Raw genomic sequence first — 21,956 nt, 5'->3', positions numbered from 1 at the left:
ACCGGATTCGGCTTCAGACGATGACTGACCCGGAGCATTATCATCACAAGCAACAAGAACTAACACGCAAATGGAGCCGAAAAATATCGACCGCCAAGAATTATTTACTAGAGAGCTAATAATAATATTTAGCACAGAACACTCCATGTCAATCAAACAGTAGATGGCTATAGCGAAATGGCATCTTTAACGACGGATTATATCATTCCTCTATTTGTCTCAGCTTGCCGATTTAAGAATGACGTGAAAATGCGTCCTGAGGTATCCGAACGCATGTAAGTTCCGTCCATCATCACTTCGATTATTGGCGCAAGACAAAACACAACTCAAACAGCACCGCCCAACGCCATACCCAAGACAATATCGGCCAATCCTTCAATGCTGATGGAGCCATCCCGCCGATACCAGGTGGCTGTCCAGGCAATGGCGCCCCGCAGCAATGAACGGCGAACCGACGGCGAGCCAGCCATCGTCTCTTCCAGGCCGCTGCCCGCCAGCGCCTTGATCCAGATCTCTTCATATTCCTGACGCAGGCTTTCCAGCTGTTCCTTGTGCTCGCGGGATACCGATCCCCATTCAAACACCAGAACGGTCATGGCGTCACGGGTAATGCCGTTAATCGCATTCAGTTCAGCCTGGATGACTGCGCGCAGCTTGGTCCGCGGATCGGTAATCCCTTCCACGACTTCCTGCAAGACCACCGTGTTGTAGACGATGATTTCGCGCATCACCACAAACAGGATTTCCTCCTTACTGCGGAAATGATGGAACAGACTGCCGGACTGGATACCCACCAGCGCCGCAATCTCCCGAACTGTGGTTCCGGCATAGCCCTGAACACGGAACAGATGCGCCGCCGCCCGCAGGACTCTCCCTCTCGGTGAATCATCCAGTGTCCCGAAAGCGGGAATCTTGTCCAGGTTCTTGACCTGCGTTGCCTTGGAAAACATACACACCCCGAATGACAGAATTGCGAAAGGATAGCCGGGCAGTCGGCCTGTTTAAACCATATCCCTGCCCTTACGCCCGCAAAAACAAAAACTTATTGCATGCGGTCAATTATGACGCAATTTTGCCACTTGCTCAAGCAAGCACTTGCTTGGTATGGTATGCCCACTTCGATGAACGCCATCTGACAGGACCTGTTCCATGACCAGCAAACCCTCCATCCGCATCGGCTGCGCCTCCGGCTTCTGGGGCGACACCAACACCGCCGCCTTCCAACTGGTCCGCCAGACCCAGATCGATTACCTCGTCTTCGACTACCTGGCCGAAATCACCATGTCGATCATGGCCGGTGCGCGGATGAAGAATCCGGAAGCCGGATACGCTACCGACTTCGTGACCCAGGTGATGGCGCGCCTGCTGCCGGAAATCGCCGAGAAGAAGATCAAGGTGATCAGCAACGCCGGCGGCGTGAACCCCCTCGCCTGCCGCGACGCGCTGGTGAAACTGATCAACGACGCCGGGCTGAACCTGAAGGTGGCCGTGGTGCTGGGTGACGACCTGACGCCGCAACAGCAGGCCTACCGGGATGCCGATACCCGCGAGATGTTCTCCGGCGAAACCATGCCGCCGATGCTGGTGAGCATGAACGCCTATCTGGGCGGCGTGCCGGTGCGCGATGCGCTGGCGCAAGGCGCGGATATCGTCATTACCGGCCGCGTGGTCGATTCCGCCGTGGTATTGGGGCCGCTGCTGCACGAGTTCGGCTGGTCGCTGGACGATTACGACAAGCTGGCGCAAGGTTCGTTGGCCGGCCACATCATCGAATGCGGCGCGCAGTGCACCGGCGGCAACTTCACCGACTGGGAAAGCGTGCCCGGCTACGAAAACATGGGATTCCCGGTGGCGGAATGCTTCGCCGACGGCTCCTTTATTATCAGCAAGCCGGAAAAGACCGGCGGTCTGGTCAGTCGAGCCACCGTGGCCGAACAGCTGATCTATGAAATCGGCGATCCGCAAGCCTACTTCCTGCCGGATGTGACCTGCGACTTTTCCACCGCCAAGGTCGAGCAGGTAGGCGAAAATCTGGTGAAGGTTTCCGGCGCGAAGGGCTTGCCGCCGACCGACACCTATAAGGTTTCCGCCACCTACCCCGAAGGCTTCCGCCTGATCGCCAGTTTCGTGATCATCGGCATTGACGCCGCCCGCAAGGGTGAGCGCGTGGCCAACGCCATCTTCACCAAGGTAAATGCGGTGTTGCGCAAGCGCGGCGTGCCGGAACTGGTGTCACCGTTTGTGGAAATCATCGGTACGGAACAGTCCTACGGAGCCAACGCCAATCCAGTCATGCGCCAATCGCGCGAAGTGACGGTGCGCATGGTGGCACGTTATCCGGCGAAGGAAGGCCTGATGTTCCTGGCCAGCGAAATTGCCCAAGCCTCGACCGGCATGGCGCCAGGTTTGGCGGGCATCATGGGCGGTCGTCCGAAGCCCTCCCCCGTGGTGCGCCTGTTCTCGTGTGTCGTCGCCAAGGCCGGGGTGCCGGTCAGCCTCGACATCAACGGCGAACGCATTCCCGTCGAGATTCCCGCCCAAGGCGGCTTTGTGCCGCCGACCCGCCATGCCGTCGGCCCGGTTGCCGATAACAGCGCCGTCACCCACACCGTGCCGCTGATCCGTCTGGCCTGGTGCCGCAGCGGCGACAAGGGCGATTCCTCGAACATCGGCGTCATTGCCCGCAAGCCGGAATACCTGCCGTGGATCCGCGCCAGCCTGACCGAAGCCGCGCTGCGCGCGTACTGCGCGCACTGGCTGGATGCCGACAAGAGCAAGGTCGACATCTATGAGCTGCCGGGTCTGGACGCGCTGAACATCCTGCTGACCAACGCCCTGGGCGGCGGCGGTATCGCCAGCCTGCGCATCGACCCGCAGGGCAAGGCGCATGGTCAGCAATTGCTGGACATGCCGGTGAAAATTCCGGCGGAACTGCTCTGATTAAGGATGGATGACCATGATGCAATACAACTCCCTCTTCAAGCCCGACGCGTTTGCCGACAAGGTAATTCTGGTCACCGGCGGCGGCTCCGGCATTGGCCGCTGCACCGCGCATGAATTGGCGGCGCTGGGCGCGCAGGTGGTGATTACCGGCCGCAAGGCCGAGAAACTGGCCTCGGTGGAAGACGAGATCATCCAGGACGGCGGCCTGGTCCGGACGATGGTTTGCGACATCCGCAACGAAGACCAGGTCAAGGACACCATTGCCACCGTGCTGAAGGAATACGGTCGCCTTGACGGCCTGGTCAACAACGCCGGGGGGCAATTCCCCTCGCCGCTGGCCAGCATTTCCACCAACGGTTTCGACGCCGTGATCCGCAACAACCTGCATGGCACCTTCCTGATGATGCGCGAAGCGTACAACCAGTGGATGAAGGATCACGGCGGCAGCATCGTCAACATGACCGCCGACATGCACGGCGGCATGCCGAACATGGGCCATTCCGGGGCCGCGCGCGCCGGGGTCGACAACCTGACCAAGACCGCCGCCGTCGAATGGGGCGTCAGCGGGGTGCGCGTCAATGCCGTGTCGCCGGGCTGGATCATCTCTTCCGGCATGGACACTTACCGCGGCGACTTCGCCAAATTCATCATTCCCAAGCTGGCCAGCAACGTGCCGCTGAAGCGCATGGGCACAGAATCGGAAGTCTCCAGCGTCATCTGCTTCCTGCTATCGGAGGCGGCGGCCTATGTCTCGGGCATGACGATCCGCATTGACGGCGCGTCCTCCCTCGGCACCCGGATCTACGACCTGGCGGATCATGAAAACTCCGAACCCTACAACGGATTCCACCGCGCCTACCTTCCCGACATTTTCAAGAAGGGTGAGTAATCATGCCGATCATTGAGCTGGATCACGACCGCAACAGCGCCGACTTTCAGGCCAACCGCGCGGCCATGCAGGAACAGATCGAGGCGGTGAACGCCATCAAGCAGAAAGTGCTTGAGCGTTCCATGCAAGAAAAGCCGAAGTTCGCCAAGCGCGGCAAGATGCTGCCGCACGAGCGGGTACAGCACCTGCTCGACGCCGGTTCGCCCTTCGTGGAACTGTGCGGGCTGGCCGGTTACATGATGCACGACGACAAGGACGGCACCGAAGCCGGAGGCAACATGATTTCCGGCATTGGTCTGGTCAACGGCGTGCGCTGTCTGGTCAGCGCCAGCAATTCGGCGATCAAGGGCGGCACCATTTCCCCCAGCGGCCTGCGCAAGACGCTGCGCCTGCAACAGATTGCCGCGCAGAACAAGCTGCCCGTTGTCAGTCTGTCCGAAAGCGGCGGCGCGAACCTGAACCACGCGGCGGAAATCTTCGTTGAGGGCGCGCGCACGTTCGCCAATCAGGCCCGCCTGTCGGCAATGGGCCTGCCGCAAGTCACGGTTGTTCATGGTAATGCTACCGCAGGCGGCGCTTACCAGCCCGGCTTGTCCGACTACATGATCGTGGTGCGCGGCAAGACGGAAATGTTCCTCGCCGGTCCTCCCCTGCTGAAGGCGGCGACCGGGGAAGTGGCGTCCGAGGAAGACCTGGGCGGCGCGGCCATGCACGCGCAGGTGGCGGGCACAGCGGAATACCTCGCCGAGAACGATGCCGACGGCATCCGTCAGGCGCGTGACATTGTCGGCATGCTGGGCTGGGACAAGGCCTCCACCACCAAGGATTTCGCCGAGCCGCGCTATCCGGTGGACGACATCCTCGGCCTGATTCCCTGCGACCTGCGCAAGCCGTATGACGTGCGCAGTGTCATCGCCTGCCTGGTCGACGACTCCGATTTCCTCGACTTCAAGACCGAATTCGACAACCAGACCATCTGCGGCTGGGCGAAGGTCGGTGGCGTCACCATCGGCATCATCGGCAATAACGGCCCGATCACCCCGCAAGGGGCGGCGAAAGCCTCGCAATTCATCCAGCTCTGCGACCAGACCAACCGGCCGCTGCTGTTCCTGCACAACACCACCGGCTTTATGGTCGGCACCGAGTCGGAACAGAACGGCGTCATCAAGCACGGTTCTAAAATGATTCAGGCCGTGGCGAATGCGCGCGTGCCGAAGCTCTCGATCGTCATCGGCGGCAGCTACGGCGCGGGCAACTACGCCATGTGCGGGCGCGGGCTTGATCCGCACTTCATCTTCTCCTGGCCGAACTCGAAGACCGCCGTCATGGGCGGCGCGCAGGCGGGCAAGGTGCTGCGCATCGTCACCGAAGCCAAGCAGGCAAAGATGGGCATCACCCCCGATCCGAACGTGCTCGACTTCCTGGAAAAGAGCACGGCGGCGAAGCTGGAAGGACAATCCACCGCCCTGTTCAATACCGCCAGCCTGTTTGACGACGGCATCATCGATCCGCGCGACACCCGCAAGCTGCTGGTCTTCCTGCTGCAAACCATCCGCGAGGCGGCGCAGCGCGACCTGAAATCCAATACCTATGGCGTGGCCCGCTTCTAAGCGGCCGGCCGACACAGAACACTCAGAGGACACCATCATGAAGCTGACTCCCGAACACGACGCCCTCCGCCGCACCGCCCGCCAGTTCGTTGAAAAGGAACTGAACCCGCACATTGACGCCTGGGAAGAAGAAGGCATTTTCCCCGCCCATGAAGTCTTCAAGAAGATGGGCGACCTCGGCCTGCTAGGCATCTGCAAGCCGGAAGAAAACGGCGGCCTCGGTCTCGACTATTCCTACAACATGGTGGTGGTGGAAGAGCTGGGCCGCATCGCCTGCGGCGGCGTGCCGATGGCCATCGGCGTACAGACCGACATGGCCACGCCCGCCCTCGCCCGCTTCGGCTCCAAGGAACTGCGTGACGAGTTCCTGACGCCCGCCATTGCCGGGGAGTATGTCGCCTCGATCGCCGTCTCCGAGCCGCACGCCGGTTCCGACGTGGCCGCCATCAAGACTACCGCCCGCAAGGACGGCGACGACTATGTGATTTCCGGCACCAAGATGTGGATCACCAACTCCACGCAGTCCGACTTCCTCTGCCTGCTGGCCAACACCAGCGACGGCAAGCCGCACCTGAACAAGTCGCTGATCGTGGTGCCGACCAAGAGCAAGGGCATTTCCTTCTCGAAGAAGCTGAACAAGCTGGGCATGCGTTCCTCCGACACCGCGCAGATCTTCCTTGACGAAGTGCGCGTCCCGCAGCGCTATGTGATCGGCGCGGAAGGCATGGGCTTCACCATGCAGATGATGCAGTTCCAGGAAGAGCGCATGTACGGCGCCGCCAATGCCCTGGGCGGCATGGAAGCCTGCATCGAGCAGACCATTGAATACTGCCGCACCCGCACCACCTTCGGCATGCCGCTGATTGATAACCAGGCCATCCACTTCCGCATGGCCGAACTGCAGACCGAAGTGGAACTGCTGCGCGCCCTGGTGTGGAAGGCTTGCGAAGCCCACATCGGCGGCGGCGATCCGATGGAAGTGACCCGTCTGGCCTCGATGGCCAAGCTGAAGGCCGGCCGCCTGATGCGCGAAGTGACGGACTCCTGCCTGCAATACTGGGGGGGTCAGGGCTTCATGTGGGACAACCCCATTGCCCGCGCCTACCGCGATGGTCGACTGATTTCCATCGGCGGCGGCGCGGACGAAATCATGCTGGGCATCATCTGCAAGCTGATGAACATTTTGCCGAGCAAAAAGAAAGCCTGACCCGTAGGGGCGCAGTGCCTGCGCCCTTCACGTCCAAACACGCATTCCGTTCGGCGGAGAGGGCGCACGCAGTGCGCCCCTACGATGGACACATGAAATTCCGGAGGTCTCCATGGACTTGCCCGTCACCGAAACCCTGCTGCTGACGCTCGACAAGGGCGTGCTGCACATCACCCTGAACCGTCCGGACAGCCGGAACTCCATGAGCCTGCAGATGGTGCAGGAACTGCAAGGCGTCTTCACCTGGGCGGCGGCCAATGCCGTGCGCGCCGTGGTGCTGCGCGGCGCGGGCGGCCACTTCTGCGCGGGCGGCGATGTCCGCGACATGATGACCATCCGCCAGAAGGCCGTGGATGATCCACGCGCCTACCAGAGCTTCAACCGTGTCTTCGGCGAATTGCTGACGCAAGTCACGAACGCGCCGCTGGTGGTGATTGCGGTGGTGGAAGGCGCGGCGTTGGGCGGCGGTTTCGGCCTGACCTGCATCAGCGATGTGGCCATTGCCCGCGCCGACGCCCAGTTCGGCATGCCGGAAACCCGCCTAGGCATCATTCCCGCCCAGATCGCGCCCTTCGTGGTGCAGCGCATCGGCCTGACCCAGGCCCGCCGCCTTGCCCTGCTCGGCCTGCGCATCAACGGCGTGCAAGCAGCGCAGATAGGGCTGGTGCACGAAGTCTGCGCCGACGCTGAAACGCTGGAAGCCGCGCTGCAACGCACCTTGGCCGACATCAACCAGTGCGCCCCCGATGCCAACCGTGTCACCAAGGCGCTGCTGCTCAAGGTCGGCCACCATCCGCTGGACAGCCTGCTGGATGACGCCGCCGATGCCTTTGCCGCCGCCATCCAGAGTGCCGAAGGCATGGAGGGTGGCATGGCCTTCATCCAGAAACGTCCGGCGAATTGGGTTAATTGACTGTAGGTCGGGCTTCAGCCCGACAACACCCTCTGTCACAACGCTGTTGTCGGGCTTCAGCCCGACCTACATTGAGAAAGGAACGGCTTATGTCCTTCACCAAAGTCCTGATTGCCAACCGTGGCGAGATTGCCTGCCGGGTGATCCGCACCGCCAAACAACTCGGTTACCGCACCGTCGCCGTTTACTCGGATGCCGACGCCAATGCCCCCCACACCCGCCTCGCGGATGAAGCGGTGCATATCGGCCCGTCCACCGTCTCGGCCTCGTACCTGAACCCGCAAGCCATTCTCGACGCCTGTGCCCGCAGCGGTGCGGATGCCGTGCATCCCGGCTACGGTTTCATGTCGGAAAATGAAGATTTCGCCACTGCCTGCGCGGAAAATGGCGTCGTCTTCATCGGCCCGCCGCCCAAGGCCATTTATGACATGGGCAGCAAGCGCAATGCCAAGATCATGATGATCAAGGCCGGTGTGCCCTGCGTCCCCGGCTATGAAGGCGAAAACCAGGATGAGAACTTCCTCGCCGCCGAAGCCCGAAAAATCGGCGTGCCGGTGATGATCAAGGCCTCGGCCGGTGGCGGCGGGCGCGGCATGCGCTGCGTCACCCACGAGGATGAACTGCTGGCCGCCATCCGCACTGCCCGTTCGGAAGCGCAGAACGCGTTCGGCAGCGGTGAACTGATTCTGGAAAAGGCCGTCATCAATCCGCGTCATGTGGAATTGCAGGTCTTCGCCGACCAGCACGGCAACTGCCTGTATCTGGGCGAACGCGACTGCTCCATCCAGCGTCGTCACCAGAAGGTGGTGGAAGAAGCACCCTGCCCTGTCATGACCCCGGAACTGCGCCAGCGCATGGGTGAAGCCGCCGTCGCCGCCGCCAAGGCCGTCAATTATGTTGGCGCAGGCACGGTCGAGTTCCTGCTGGATGCCAGTGGTGAGTTCTATTTCCTCGAAATGAACACCCGGCTGCAGGTGGAACACCCGGTCACCGAACTGATTACCGGCCTCGATCTCGTCGCCTGGCAGTTGAAAATTGCTGCCGGTGAAAAGCTGCCGATCACGCAGGACCAAGTTCAACTGAACGGTCACGCCATTGAAGTACGTCTTTATGCCGAAGATCCCTCGCACAACTACCTGCCGCAGACAGGCCCGATCCTGAGCTGGCAACCGGCTACCGGCGCGCAGGTCCGGATTGACGACGGCGTGCGTACCGGCGGTGAAGTCAGTCCCTTCTACGACCCGATGATCGCCAAGGTGATCGCCTGGGGTTCCACCCGCACCGAAGCCGCCCGCGTGCTGGCGCGCGCGGTGGAAGACAGCGTGCTGCTCGGCCTGAACAACAACAAGGCCTACCTGTCGCAGCTGCTGCGCCATCCGGCCTTCATCGCCGGGGACACCCATACCGGCTTCCTCGCCCAGCATGACGCCGACCTGACCACGGTCCGTCCCTACGTCGCCACCGCCTTTGATTTCGCACTGGCCGGACTGCTGACCGGCTTGGAAAGTACTCCGGCGCATCGCCTGCAAACGGCTTTCCTGCCCGGCAAGGTGATGCATCTGGCGATTGGCGAACAAAAGCAGATCGTTCAGGTGAGCGCCCCGGTGCATGGCGATGTCTGGCAGATCGTGGCCGGTGAAAACACTTTTGCGATCAGCGTTCTTGAAACGGCGGGCACCAAGCTCTGTTACGCCGTCGACGGTCATCGCCGGTCGCTGGATTATGTTTGCGCGGAAGGCGCGGTCTACTTCGACGCCGGAAACGGCCAGTTGATCGCCCGCGACGACACTCATGCCCCGCCCAAGACCGCCGACGCCGCCAGCCAGAACCAGATCAATGCGCCGATGGACGGCTTGCTGGTCAAGGTTTTCGCCGAAGTTGGCGATACCGTCACCGCCGGTCAGACACTGATGCTGCTGGAAGCGATGAAGATCGAGCACCCGCTGAAGGCCCCTTGCAGCGGTGTGGTGCGGGAAATCCACGTCAGCGAGAAGATGCAGTTGAAGAAGCGGCAGGTGATGCTGGTCATCGCTCCCGAATAATCCCGTAGGGGCGCACTGCGTGCGTCCTATCGGCCAAACACACTTTATGTTCAGCGCGCAGTGCGCCCCTACGAACCCCGAAAGGAGATTCACCATGTCCCTGAAGAACCAGACCGTCTTCATCACCGGCGCCAGCCGCGGTATCGGCCGCGCCATCGCCCTGCGCTGCGCCCGTGACGGCGCCAACGTCGTCATCGCCGCCAAGTCGGAAGAGCCGCACCCCAAGCTGGGCGGCAGCATCCATACCGTCGCCGCCGAAGTCGAAGCGGCGGGCGGAAAGGCCCTCGCCATCGCCCTCGACGTACGTGACGAAGCCTCGGTTCGCGACGCACTGGCCAAGGCGGCCGAGCACTTCGGCGGTATCGACATCCTGATCAACAACGCCGGGGCCTTGTCGCTGTCGAATGTCGAGAACACCCCGCTGAAAAAGTACGACCTGATCCAGTCGATCAACTCGCGCGCCGTCTTCCTCTGCAGTCAGGCCGCGCTGCCGTACCTGAAGAAGTCGTCGAACGGTCATATCCTCAGCCTGTCGCCGCCCATCAACCTCAACCCGAAGTGGCTGACCATCTTCGCGCCTTATACCCTGTCCAAGTACGGCATGACGTTGCTGTCGATCGGCATGGCGCAGGAGTTCAAGGATTACGGCATCTGCGTCAACACGCTGTGGCCGGAAACCTATATCGCCACCGCCGCCGTCACCAACAACATCGCCAATGACGAAGCCGTGGATGTCTGCCGCAAGCCGGACATCATGGCCGACGCCGCCTGGACTATCATCACCAGCCGCCGCACCGGCCAGAACGAAATCGACGAGTCCGTGCTGCGCACCGCCGGCGTCACCGATTTCGCCCCGTATGCCTGCAATCCCGCCACCATCGACCGTATCCAGAAGGACTTCTTCCTCGATTGATTGCGGCCAATTGATTGGTATTTTCGGACACGCCCTACCCCCACGTCTTGCGAAGACTGGCTTCAGCGGGTAAGGTAGGGCGCGACTTACAGGACAGACACAATTCCACGGACTGTTCATCTCTTCCGTTTCATCCGCAAACCCTGCTTTTGCGCCAGAGGATGCCCCCTACATGAGCAAACAAGACCTCATTACCGTCAAAGACATCGCCCGAAAACTCCCCGAAGTTGTCCGGAAACTGCCCAAGATGGCGTATGGTCTGGCGCTGGGTTCCAGCACCAATCCCACCAAGGCCGGCGGCTTGGGCTGGGCGATCGAAAAGGCCACCAAGGCGAATCCTTACGGTCCGGCGGTCCTTTACAAGGACACCAACCTGAACTACCTGCAGTTCAACCAGTGGGCCAACCGCGTCGCCCACTATTTCATGGCGCAGGGTTTGAAGAAGGGCGACGTGGTTGCCGTCTTCATTGAAAACCGTCCCGAATTGCTGGCTGTTACCACCGGTCTGGCCAAGATCGGCGTCATTTCCGCCATGGTCAACACATCCCAGACCGGCAAGGTGCTGACGCACAGCATCAATCTGGTGAAGCCGAAAATGGCCATCATCGGCTCGGAACTGGTCGACTCTTTCTCGGAAGTGCGAGGTGACTTGAGCATTCCGTCCGACCGCATCTACTGGCTGGCCGATCAGGACACGCTGAAGGAAGCCGGTGAAGCCCCCGAGACTTTCCGCAACCTGGCCATCGAGTTGCAGAGCGCTCCCAGCTACAACCCGCCGACGACCAATAACGTCTATTACAGCGACGGTCTGTACTACATCTATACCTCCGGCACCACCGGCATGCCCAAGGCCGCCATTTTCAGTCACGGCCGCTGGATGAAAGCCTATGGCGTCTTCGGTTCGGTGATGGATCTGCAAAAGAACGACATCATGTACTGCACCCTGCCCCTCTACCACGCCACCGGCATGGTGGTGTGCTGGGGCGCGGCCATTTACGGCGCCAGCGGTTTCGCCATCCGTCGCAAGTTCTCGGCCCGTGAGTTCTGGGAAGATGTCCGCCGCTTCAACGCCTCCGCCATCGGTTATGTCGGCGAACTGTGCCGCTACCTGATGGAAGTTCCCGCCAAGGCCGAAGATCGCGCCCACCGCGTTACCAAGATGGTCGGCAACGGCATGCGCCCGAACATCTGGGGCCCGTTCAAGCAGCGCTATGGCGTCGATGAAGTCTACGAGCTGTACGCCTCCTCGGAAGGCAACATCGGCTTCAACAACATCTTCAACTTCGACAATACCGTCGGCTTCTCGCCGCTGCCGTACGCCATCGTCAAGTACGACAAGGAAAACGAAAAGCCGATCCGCGGCGCGGATGGCTTCATGATCAAGGCCGCCAAGGGAGAGCCCGGCCTGCTGGTCGGCAAAATCACCGAGCGCACACCCTTTGACGGTTACACCGACGCCGCCAAGAACGAAGCCTGCATCCTGCACGACGTGTTCGAGAAAGGCGACCGTTACTTCAACACCGGCGACCTGGTGCGTGACATCGGCTTCCGTCATGCGCAATTTGTCGACCGTCTGGGCGACACCTTCCGCTGGAAAGGTGAGAACGTATCGACCACGGAAGTGGAAAATCTGGTCAGTTCATATCCGTCGATCGCCGAAGCCGTGGTCTACGGGGTGGAAATCCCCAACACCAACGGCCGCGCCGGTATGGCCGCCATTACCCCGCACGAAGGCATCGATATTGACTATGCCCACCTGCTGGAGCATCTGCGCCGTGAAATGCCGCCGTATGCCGTGCCTGTCTTCCTGCGTCAGCAGCAGAAGATGGAAACGACCGGCACCTTCAAGTACCAGAAGAACAATCTGAAGAAAGAAGGTTTCGATCCGCACCAGTCGCACAAGGAGCCGCTGTTTGTCTGGCTGCCCGGCACTGATCACTACCAGCCGCTGACCCCGGAAATCTGGGAAAACATCGGTAACGGCGCTTATCGCTTCTGATAACGCACCGTGGAGAAAAAAGCCGGTTTACCGGCTTTTTTCTTGCCCGACTGACGGACACCTCCCGGATTTTCGGTGGAAAAAACTTGCAAAAACAGGTGAAATCCGTAAAATGCACGGCCTCAGCAACGCAAGCTTGCTGATGTCTTGATTGGGTCGGTAGCTCAGTCGGTAGAGCAGCGGACTTTTAATCCGTTGGTCCCGGGTTCGAATCCCGGCCGACCCACCAGATTCACTTCCAAACAGTTCCACGGAAGTACACTAAAGCCCCACCGCGCAACGGTTTGGGGCTTTTTTATTGGCCAACGTATTCCAGCAAATACCATTGCAAGCCACACCAAAACGGGGGTATTTTTGGGGGTATTCTTGATACCCCCAATGGTCGATACCCCCAGCAGGGTTTTGCCCCGAAACGGACGCGCCGCAATGCCCCTCACCGATTCTTTTTTGCGAACCCTCAAGCCTGCTGAGAAAGATGAAAAGCACTTTGACGGTGGCGGGATGTTCCTGCTGTCCAAATCCAACGGCGCAAAATACTGGCGGCTCAAGTACCGATTTGGCGGCAAGGAGAAGCTGCTGGCCCTGGGGACATATCCCGAAGTCAGCCTGAAGGAAGCCCGCGAGAAGCGCGAAGCCGCCCGCAAGCTGCTGGCCAATGAGATTGACCCCGGCGAGAACCGAAAGATTCAGAAAGCCGCCCGCGAACTACGCGCCGAAAACAGCTTTGAGACTATCGCCCGCGAGTGGTTCACCAAACACTCCCCTAATTGGGCGGAATCTCATGCCGATAAGGTGCTACGCCGCTTGGAGCGCGACGTGTTCCCCTGGCTGGGTGGCAAACCCATTGCCGAGATCACCCCGCCGGTGCTGCTGGATACCCTGCGCCGGATTGAAGAACGGGGTGCACTTGAAACCGCTCACCGTGTATTGCAATCCTGCGGACAGATTTTCCGCTATGCCGTCGTCACCGGCCGCGCCGAGCGTGACCCGTCACAAGACTTAAAAGGCGCACTCCCACCCACTCGCGCCGAACACATGGCGGCTGTCACCGAACCGGCGGACGTGGGTAACCTGCTGCGCATGATTGACGGGTATCACGGGACATTGGTCACGCGCTGCGCCCTGCGCCTGGCCCCGCTGGTATTTGTCCGCCCTGGCGAGCTTCGCCAAGCCGAGTGGAAGGACATTGACCTGGAAGCGGCCGAATGGCGCTACCTGGTCAGCAAGACGAAAACCGATCATGTGGTTCCCCTCTCCCGCCAGGCCATTGCCATCCTGGAAGAAATACGGCCCCTCACTGGCCGGGGCCGGTATGTGTTCCCCAGCCCGCGCTCGGATGAGCGCCCCATGAGCGATAACGCGATCTTGTCGAGCCTGCGCCGGATGGGCATCGCCAAGGAAGAAATGACTGGCCACGGCTTCCGGGCAATGGCGCGGACGCTGCTGCATGAGCGCCTGAAGTTCCCGGCGGAAGTAATCGAGCATCAACTTGCCCACAAGGTTCCCGATGCCCTGGGCGCGGCCTATAACCGGACGAAGTTCCTTGATGACCGGCGGCGTATGATGCAGGTGTGGGCGGATTACCTGGATGAGCTGCGGGCCACTGTGTGATTGCTTATAAGCGGCGACTATCCGCACCAGGTGAAACCGGCCCTTTTTGGGGCGTGCGGATAGTCGCGGTCATTATCGTCATCACTATCCGCACCTAGCGCCGCAAGGCTTTAAGGCGATGCTGTCACTGACGCGTGGCGATAATCATCGGAACCATCGTCAAAACTATCGCCACAACTATCCACACCTAGTGCTGCAAGGGTTTGTGGCGATACTGCTATTTCCCTGTGGCGATAGTTAAGACGATAATTCAGGCGATAGTGCGCACCATCATCAGAACCATCGCCATCACTATCGCCACCGGCCATTGCTTATAAACGCGCCTATAAACCGGCTTATAAGCTGCGCTATAAACACGCTTATAAGCACCGTTTATAGGCCAGCTTATAAACGCCCCCGGAGCCGCTTATAAGCATTCCCGGCATCTCGGGCCTGTGCCGCATTTTCACGAACCGACCCTTTCCCTGGTGACAGCCACCCCGCTACACTCCCACTTCCTCAAGCCTAGGGCGGCCACCCGAAAACATGTTTCCCTGCGTGCTGGCTTGAGGGCTTCACCAGTCAGGGTTTGCACTTAGGGAGTGCTGCACATGGGTTCGCCCTTTCCGGTTTTCACTTTTCAGAATCAGGATTACATCGGCCTGGACGTGGCGATTAATCATCTATTGCACCTGTCCCTGGAGCATGTGCTTGTCGAACTGGCCCCGGCCCTCTGCTTCCACTATCAAGGAATGGTTGTTACCAAAGGGGAGCGCATCCACCTGGACGGCTTGGTTTTTCCCGAACTGAACACGATTACCACCCGGCAAGTTTCCGCCGCCCTATTGCACGGCCCCAAGCCACAGCATCCAGCCACCACCCCCGCCGGTCAGCAATTAAGCGCCATGATCACAAATCCTTCATGGCGTGCGCTTCAAAAGGGCTACTCTGACGCCAAGACAGCCGCCGGGAATGCTTCAACGCATAACGCCATACTCAAAGGGCAGCCTGTCACACCGGCAGATTTTTTCCAGAACCGCGCCACGCCTGATACCGTGTTCCACCTGACGGAATGGGTTGTCCCCTATTACGTCTTGCCGGTGGAGCAACTCCAGGCAATCGCCGATGAAAAAGGTATCCCTCTGGATTTATCCTTGCTTAAGGGCTGCGAACGCAAAAGCTTTCAGACCGTGAATATTGATCGTTGCGGGGTTATCGCCAGCAATTATCAACGCACCACCGGCGATGCACTGATCCAAGCCGCCGCCTGGTACAAGCAAAAAATGGAACAGGCGCAAGGCCAGCTAAAAGCCATCCAGGATGAGCACACGCACAAGGCGGCCGAACTTCAACAGGCGCATGCACTCATCCAGGAGCTACAGCAGCAGCTTGCCGCAAAGCCCGGAACACCATCCGGTGAAGCCGTCAGCAGCCCCATGCAGCGCAAAGCCGCCGCCAAGCTGATTGGCGCTCTCACTTTGAAAGCCTTCCCCACCCAGACCCGCGACAAGGGGCTACAGTCTCACGGCCTGATTACCGCTATCCGGAATGTGGCCGGAGTCAGCCACGAAGCCGCGAAATACTGGCTAGACCTGGCCGAGGAAGTCCTGCCGGAATAACTCTGAAGTTCGGACTTCTGAATTTGAAACTTGGAAGTCCGAATATCCCCGCCGCCGAATCCCTACCTTTGCCTCACCGCTACTTGTTCCAGTAGCTACCACCAGAGGCGAATATGAACCATATCCAAACCACGGCCATCCTGCGCCGCAAGCAGGTAGAACAACGCATCGGACTTTCCCGCAGCAGCATCTATAACGCCATGCGTGACGGCACGTTCCCCAAGCCTATTTCCCTGGGCGCTCGGGCTGTCGGCTGGCTTGAGACAGATATTCAGGCGTGGATTGACGCCCGGATTAACCTGGCGCAAGCCGCGTGATGCAGGGAGAAAGACAGATGAACAACAAAAAGCACAAAGCCCGCGTGGAGGCGGGCTTTGCAGGTGAAGCAGTGACAGGTGGCGAAACCAGTCCCGGCAAGAATAGCACAGCCATTGACCAAGCACAGCCCGCAACACTTGCCATTCATACCAAGCGGGCTTTGGTATGGCTGGGCGTTCATGGCCTGCTGCCGGTGGCCGTGACCTGCTGGCTTATCCAGGCGCTGCGCCTGGCGGGGGTGTGATATGCACTTGACCCGCTTCCAGCCCGCCGCCCATAATGGAGGCCTCTCGAAAAAACTAAGCGTCACCCCGGAGCGTCATTCCGGTATTTTTATGCCCGAAATTCGCCTGAATTCCGGGTATGATGCCGCCTCTTATGGCGGGATGACATCGCAAAATACGCCGCAAGGCCAATATGCGGGGCGGCTCTTAGTTGCCGAGAGTGAATCCCGCCACCCAACTTCCTCAGAGTTGTGTGGCTTCAAATCTCAAAAAACTAAGGAGCCTATCATGGCCAACTCTCGCCCGAATTTCCCCGTATCCATTGCCAACCGTCGCTTTGAACTACTGACCCGGCTTAACCATGCCGAAAACCTGCTGCGCCTGATGGACAACAGCGCCCAACCTGGGGACACCATAGACGCCGGTCTGGTATTCACGGCCGCCGACAGCGCCCACCAGCACCTGATCCAGGCCGCCGCCCTGGGCGAATGGTTGTCCGCCGATTGCCAACGCGAAAAGGAAGATCACTTCCAATTCCTGAGCCAACTGGATAACGCCCTTGACTCCGCCCGCGTACTGCTGGTGCTGTCCGGACAAGAAAGCGCCCATATCCAGGCCGCGCCCATCCTCACCGCCAGCCGCCATTTGCAAGCGGCCGTGTCTGTCGCCCTGGCACATGCCGAAGTGTTGGCTTTGACGCCGGACAAGGAGGCGTAAACCAATGACCACGACTAACACCGGGCTGATTCAATCAGCCCTGGCGTTCATCCCCGCCCACGACCGGGAAACCTGGTTGCGGGTGGGCATGGCCCTGAAATCCGAACTGGGGGAAGAAGGCTTCCCCCTGTGGAACGACTGGAGCGCCAACGCCGACAGCTACAAACCCGGCGACGCCAAGGACGTTTGGCGCAGCGTCAACGGCTCGGGTGGCGTGGGGATCGCCACCCTGTTCCACCTGGCGAAGGAAAACGGCTACCGTGCCGACCTGCCCCGTCCTGAAGCACGCCCCCGGCCACCGGAAGCCCCGGCGGCTGACCGGAAGGACAAAGCCGCCCGCCAGATGAAAGCGGCCGACAAGGCGCAAGCCTTATGGCAAGCCGCCCCGCCCTGCGCCGATCATCCCTATCTGACCCTCAAGGGCGTGCAAGGATACGGGGTGAAGTGTTTCCAGGGAGAATTGACCATTGGCGGCCAGAACTGCCGGGGCTGCCTGCTGGTTCCGATCCAGGACGGCGCGGGCAAACTGCACAGCCTGCAATTCCTGGCGGATGACGGCCAAAAGCGCTTTCTGCCGGGTGGAGCCAAACAGGGGCATTTCTTCCTGATTCCCGGTGGCGAGTCACAGCCGCTGGGAGACATGTCACGCCTGCTAATGTGCGAAGGCTACGCCACCGGCGCCAGCCTGCACGAAGCCACCGGCCGCCCCGTGGCCGTGGCCTTTGATTCCGGCAACCTGCTGGCCGTGGCGCAGGGGCTGCGGCAGACCCACCCGGCCGCCGCCCTAGTCATCTGCGCCGACAACGACACCCGCACCCCCGGCAACCCCGGCTTGCGGAAAGCACAGGAAGCGGCCCGCGCCGTGAATGGCTTGCTGGCCGTTCCCGTCTTTGCAGATCCGCAAAGCGGGACAGACTTTAACGACCTGCACCGCGCCGCCGGGATTGAGGCCGTCAAGGCCGCTTTGGAGCAAGCCGCCGCACCGGACGCCCCTGCCGCCGCCAACGACAGCCAGACCGCGCCCTATTTCTACCTGGACGAACATAACCCCGAACCCACCCGCCGGGGCGTCTGGCATGTCGGCCTGGACAAGGAAGGCAACCCCAAAGCCCCGCAGCACATTTGCGGGGTGCTGAAGGTGCTGGCGCTGACCCGCAACGCCGACCACATGGGCCACGGCTACCTGCTGGAATGGCTCGACCGTGACAACCACCGCCACCAGTGGGCCATGCCTGCCGAACTGTTCAAGGGTGACGGCTCGGACGTGCGCGGCTACCTGATGAGCGGGGGCTTGTTCATCGCTCCCAGCCTGTCCGCCCGCAACCTGCTGTCCCAATACATCCAGACCCAGCAGACACCCGGCCGTGTGTTGTGTGTAGAGCGCACCGGCTGGCAGGACAACCGGGAAAAGCGCCTGGTGTTTGTCACCCCGGAACGCACCTACGGCCCGCAGGCCGCGAGCGTGGTTTACCAGAGTGACAGCCACATGCCGCACGGCTACAAGAGCAAAGCCGACCTGGACGCCTGGCGTGACCGGATTGCCGCCTGCTGCTCCGGTAACTCGCGCTTGGTGTTCGGGGTGAGCTGCGCCTTTGCCGGGGCGCTGCTGAAGCTGGCCGGGGATGAATCCGGCGGCTTTCACTTCCGGGGTAATTCCAGCCTGGGCAAGAGTACGGCGCAGCATGTCGCCTGTTCGGTGTGGGGTAGTCGCGAGTTCAAACAAAGCTGGCGCTCCACCATCAACGGCCTGGAAGCCACCGCCGCCATGTACAACGACGGGCTGCTGGTGCTGGATGAAATCGCCCAAGCCGAACCCCGCGACGTGGGGGAAACGGTGTACATGCTGGCGAACGGCCAAGGCAAGAACCGGGCTTCCAAGTCGGTGCTGCCGCGTAAGCTGCTGACCTGGCGCTTGCTGTTCCTGTCATCCGGGGAAGTGAGCTTGAACCAGCACATGCAGGCCGCCGGGCGGAAGATTCGCGCCGGGCAGGAACTGCGCCTGGTGGACATTCCCGCCGACACCGAGTCCGGGCATGGCCTGGTGGAAACCCTGCACGGCTTCGCCAGTAGCAAGGACTTGGTGGAAGCGCTGAACCAACGCACCGGGGAACACTACGGCAGCGCCGGGAAAGCGTTCCTGGAAGCCATCACCCGCAACCCGGAAGAACTGGCCCGTGAAGTCAACGAGCGCCGCAAGCGTTGCGTGGAAGCCCTAGCCCCGGCCGATGCCGGTGGGCAGGTGCTGCGCGTGGCCACCCGCTTCGCCCTGGTGGCCGTGGCCGGTGAACTGGCCACCGAGTACGGCATTACCGGCTGGCCCAAGGGTGAAGCCTGGCGCGGCGTGAAAGCCTGCTTTGATGCCTGGCTTAGCCAACGGGGAACCGTGGGCAACCTGGAACGTGAATTGCTGTTGCAGCAGGTGAAAGCCTTCCTGGAGCAGCACGGGGAAAGCCGGTTCTCTGACCTGACGCTTGACCACCACACCACCAAGACCACGATCAACCGCATGGGCTACCGGGAGCCGGACGACGAAGGGATGATTTACTTTGTCCTGGGCGAAGCCTTCAAGGAGGTGATTTCCGGCTACGACAAGGATTTTGTCGTGGGCGTGCTCAAGGACGCGGGCTGGCTGCGCACGGGGGAAGGCAAGCACGTCCAGGTGCGCAAGCGGTTGCCAGAAGGAAACGTGCGGGTGTACTGCCTGATGGGCAAGCACATCTTTGACGACTGATGACAGGGTAACTGTCTCAAAATGAGACAAGAGTCCACCCAACGGGGCGCATTGAGCGCCCTTTTTTGTTTCCAGGGGAAAACCTGATGTTTAATCAGCGTTCCCTTTTTGGAAACATCAACCACAAAACCAACTCAGAAAAATTTCGGGTAGCGATTTTAGGAAAAAGTGGTGGGAACAGTGGGAACAACCCCTGGAAACCTTATACCCCAATGCTTAGACCTGTTCCCACCTTGTTCCCACTCTGTTCCCACCGTGGGAACATCTTGGATAAGAAACGTACAACCAAGCGGGCGCTTGTTCCCACCAGCAAGGGACAGTGGGAACAAGCAAGTGCTCGGGTGGGAACAGCAAGAACACTGCAGCCCAATGCCTGCGGCAATTTGTTCCCACTGTTCCCACTGTTCCCACCGCTTATTAATGATTCAGAATTCATTATTTGAAGCTCATCTTTAATTGACAATATTTGAGCTACGTAGCAGGCTCACAAGCATCAATTCTCTCCTACTTAACAATGGTGACTCTCAATGGTTCCGAAAATTAATCAGTTTTATAAAGTTACAAATGAATCTGGTGACCATGGCTTGAAGTGTGATTGTGGAAATAGTGAGTTCATAACTGTCGCTAATCCCTCGTACAAAACATTTGGCTATTGGAAGAGTTCAACAACCGGTGTCTTTGAAGGGCATTGCCGTAAGTGCGAAAGCCCCGTACAGCCTATTAGCACAAATCCTGACGCCATCAAGGCACGAATATAATCTGGGGGTACTTTTGGGGGTACATTCAAAAAGCAGAATCATAGAATCATTGCACTGCAATGATTCTAGAGTACAGTTCAATAGACGGCCGAACCATTTCAGCTTCTCCCTTTATTCCCATGCGACCTCCCTGAATTTACAAAAAACCCGGCGAAGCCTTGTCCATCGTTCCCTGTTCCCATTAGGGAAACACCGCACACGCGGCATCGAGACTAGCCAGCAATCCCTCCGACGCCTACTCTGGGCCTATCAATCCATGCCGGACGTCGAACCATGAACACTCCCGCCCCCGCCCTCTTCATCGGCCACGGCTCGCCGGAAAATGCGATCCGCGACAATGCCTTTACGCAAAGTCTGCAACAGCTGGGTAAGCGCCTTCCCCGTCCCAAGGCCGCGCTGGTGATTTCAGCGCACTGGTTAGCCCGCGGATTGGCCATGACCACCGCCCCTCAGCCCAGGCAGGTTTTTGACTTCTCGGGCTTTCCGGATGCCTTGTACGACATTCGCTATCAACCGCGCACTTCTCCCGAATTGATCCAGCGGTTGTTGCAGCTGAACAGCTCCATCCAGGCTATGCCGGATCAGGGCTTCGATCATGGCGTCTGGACGGTGCTGAAGCATCTGTGGCCGGATGCGGATGTGCCCTTGGTGCAGCTTGGTCTTGATGTGCGTCTCGACCGCGCCGGGCATCTGGCGCTGGGCGAAAGCCTCCGTGAACTTCGGAATGAAGGCTACATAATCGTCGCCAGCGGCAACATTGTGCATAACCTGCGTGAACTGGATTGGCGGCAGCCTGAAAGCGGCTTTCCCTGGGCGCAACGCTATGATCTGGGCGTCAAGAAGGCCATTGAGAGCTGCGATAATGCTTTTCTGACCCAAGCCAGAGCCGCTCAGGATGGTGATGCCCGATTATCAGTGCCCAGTGAGGATCATTACTGGCCGCTGCTGTACGTCACCGGCGCGCGTCTTCCAACCGATCGGCTCGAATGGAGTTATGAGGGCTATGAATACGGCGGGATTTCGTTGCGAAGCTTTTTACTGAATTGAACCGGATCAGACCGAGGCGGAAACGGACTATTCCGCCTCGGCATCCAGATCCGAAAGCTCGATTTCCAACGCATCCAGCGAGATGCGGATTTCAACCACCGAAGTCACCAGCGATACCATCAGCGCCGTCAGGCTGCCGCCAAAAACCCAGCGCCCCAATAGCTCATTGCCAAAGAACAGGCACAGCATCGAGGCGACGCACAGCACGAAGCTGGACATACCCCAAGTCTGCATGCGCCTTATCAGGCGGTTGCGCTTGCGCAGACTCTGCAATTGCGCCCGGTAGCGGGCATCATGCTTGCGTTGTTCGTGGTGAGCGTGAAGATTGCGAATCAGGCTGGCCAGCGCCAGGAAGCGATTGGTATAGGCCAACATCAGCAATGAAATGGCCGGAAACAGAATCGCGGGAGTGGTCAGGGTAATTTCCATAAGGATG

18 protein-coding genes and 1 tRNA gene are annotated in these 21,956 nt (G+C 60.0%); 17 read left to right on the top strand and 2 right to left on the bottom strand.

From position 1 onward, the window contains the following. Positions 1-326 precede the first annotated feature (326 nt). Positions 327-950, bottom strand: a complete 624-nt coding sequence (locus tag EV700_RS06075) for a TetR/AcrR family transcriptional regulator (protein ID WP_130411805.1) — start codon at positions 948-950, stop codon at positions 327-329. A gap of 199 nt (positions 951-1,149) precedes the next feature. On the opposite strand from EV700_RS06075, the gene EV700_RS06070 reads away from it, so the two are divergent. The 17 genes from EV700_RS06070 (at position 1,150) to ygiD (ending at position 21,520) form a co-directional block, all read left to right on the top strand. Continuing rightward, positions 1,150-2,940 (top strand): acyclic terpene utilization AtuA family protein, encoded by a 1,791-nt coding sequence (locus EV700_RS06070; RefSeq protein WP_130411803.1) that lies wholly within the window; start codon positions 1,150-1,152, stop codon positions 2,938-2,940. A 19-nt stretch (positions 2,941-2,959) separates the two neighbouring features. Next, positions 2,960-3,832 (top strand): SDR family oxidoreductase, encoded by an 873-nt coding sequence (locus EV700_RS06065; RefSeq protein ID WP_130412565.1) that lies wholly within the window; start codon positions 2,960-2,962, stop codon positions 3,830-3,832. Between the two features lie 2 nt (positions 3,833-3,834). Continuing rightward, positions 3,835-5,442: an acyl-CoA carboxylase subunit beta gene (locus tag EV700_RS06060; protein ID WP_130411801.1), complete on the top strand. Its 1,608-nt coding sequence runs from the start codon at positions 3,835-3,837 to the stop codon at positions 5,440-5,442. Positions 5,443-5,479: 37 nt separating this feature from the next. Beyond that, positions 5,480-6,649: an acyl-CoA dehydrogenase family protein gene (locus EV700_RS06055; protein ID WP_130411799.1), complete on the top strand. Its 1,170-nt coding sequence runs from the start codon at positions 5,480-5,482 to the stop codon at positions 6,647-6,649. A 112-nt stretch (positions 6,650-6,761) separates the two neighbouring features. Continuing rightward, complete coding sequence (locus EV700_RS06050) at positions 6,762-7,562, top strand: enoyl-CoA hydratase/isomerase family protein (RefSeq protein ID WP_130411797.1); 801 nt, start codon at positions 6,762-6,764, stop codon at positions 7,560-7,562. A gap of 89 nt (positions 7,563-7,651) precedes the next feature. Next, positions 7,652-9,604, top strand: a complete 1,953-nt coding sequence (locus EV700_RS06045; protein WP_130411795.1) for an acetyl/propionyl/methylcrotonyl-CoA carboxylase subunit alpha — start codon at positions 7,652-7,654, stop codon at positions 9,602-9,604. A 94-nt stretch (positions 9,605-9,698) separates the two neighbouring features. Next, a complete protein-coding gene (locus EV700_RS06040; protein WP_130411793.1) occupies positions 9,699-10,517 on the top strand; it encodes an SDR family oxidoreductase in 819 nt (272 codons plus the stop codon). A 172-nt stretch (positions 10,518-10,689) separates the two neighbouring features. Continuing rightward, on the top strand, positions 10,690-12,516 hold the full coding sequence (locus EV700_RS06035) for a long-chain-acyl-CoA synthetase (protein WP_130411791.1): 1,827 nt from the start codon (positions 10,690-10,692) through the stop codon (positions 12,514-12,516). A gap of 153 nt (positions 12,517-12,669) precedes the next feature. After that, a tRNA-Lys gene (locus tag EV700_RS06030) sits at positions 12,670-12,745 on the top strand. 149 nt (positions 12,746-12,894) lie between these two features. After that, the gene (locus EV700_RS06025) at positions 12,895-14,127 is read left to right on the top strand and encodes a tyrosine-type recombinase/integrase (protein WP_130411789.1); all 1,233 of its coding nucleotides are present in this window, start codon (positions 12,895-12,897) and stop codon (positions 14,125-14,127) included. 590 nt (positions 14,128-14,717) lie between these two features. After that, positions 14,718-15,725: a hypothetical protein gene (locus EV700_RS06020; protein ID WP_130411787.1), complete on the top strand. Its 1,008-nt coding sequence runs from the start codon at positions 14,718-14,720 to the stop codon at positions 15,723-15,725. 113 nt (positions 15,726-15,838) lie between these two features. Next, positions 15,839-16,042 (top strand): helix-turn-helix transcriptional regulator, encoded by a 204-nt coding sequence (locus EV700_RS06015; RefSeq protein ID WP_130411785.1) that lies wholly within the window; start codon positions 15,839-15,841, stop codon positions 16,040-16,042. Positions 16,043-16,059: 17 nt separating this feature from the next. Further along, positions 16,060-16,287, top strand: coding sequence for a hypothetical protein (locus EV700_RS06010; RefSeq protein WP_130411783.1), 228 nt, complete (start codon positions 16,060-16,062; stop codon positions 16,285-16,287). A gap of 268 nt (positions 16,288-16,555) precedes the next feature. Next, positions 16,556-16,984 carry a hypothetical protein gene (locus EV700_RS06005; RefSeq protein WP_130411781.1) on the top strand — a complete coding sequence of 143 codons (429 nt, stop codon included), beginning with the start codon at positions 16,556-16,558 and terminating at the stop codon, positions 16,982-16,984. A 4-nt stretch (positions 16,985-16,988) separates the two neighbouring features. Continuing rightward, complete coding sequence (locus tag EV700_RS06000) at positions 16,989-19,715, top strand: DUF927 domain-containing protein (protein ID WP_130411779.1); 2,727 nt, start codon at positions 16,989-16,991, stop codon at positions 19,713-19,715. 86 nt (positions 19,716-19,801) lie between these two features. Then, on the top strand, positions 19,802-20,158 hold the full coding sequence (locus EV700_RS05995; protein WP_130411777.1) for a hypothetical protein: 357 nt from the start codon (positions 19,802-19,804) through the stop codon (positions 20,156-20,158). A gap of 588 nt (positions 20,159-20,746) precedes the next feature. Continuing rightward, positions 20,747-21,520, top strand: a complete 774-nt coding sequence (gene ygiD / locus EV700_RS05990) for a 4,5-DOPA-extradiol-dioxygenase (RefSeq protein ID WP_130411775.1) — start codon at positions 20,747-20,749, stop codon at positions 21,518-21,520. Between the two features lie 27 nt (positions 21,521-21,547). Here ygiD and EV700_RS05985 read toward each other — a convergent pair whose 3' ends face one another. Then, entirely contained in the window at positions 21,548-21,949 is a 402-nt protein-coding gene (locus EV700_RS05985) for a DUF2721 domain-containing protein (RefSeq protein WP_242610197.1), read from the bottom strand. Positions 21,950-21,956: the final 7 nt, after the last annotated feature.

The sequence above is a fragment of the Fluviicoccus keumensis genome, assembly GCF_004217445.1.
Classification (GTDB): Bacteria; Pseudomonadota; Gammaproteobacteria; order Pseudomonadales; family Moraxellaceae; genus Fluviicoccus; species Fluviicoccus keumensis.
This window is presented reverse-complemented; position numbering and strand designations above follow the sequence as displayed.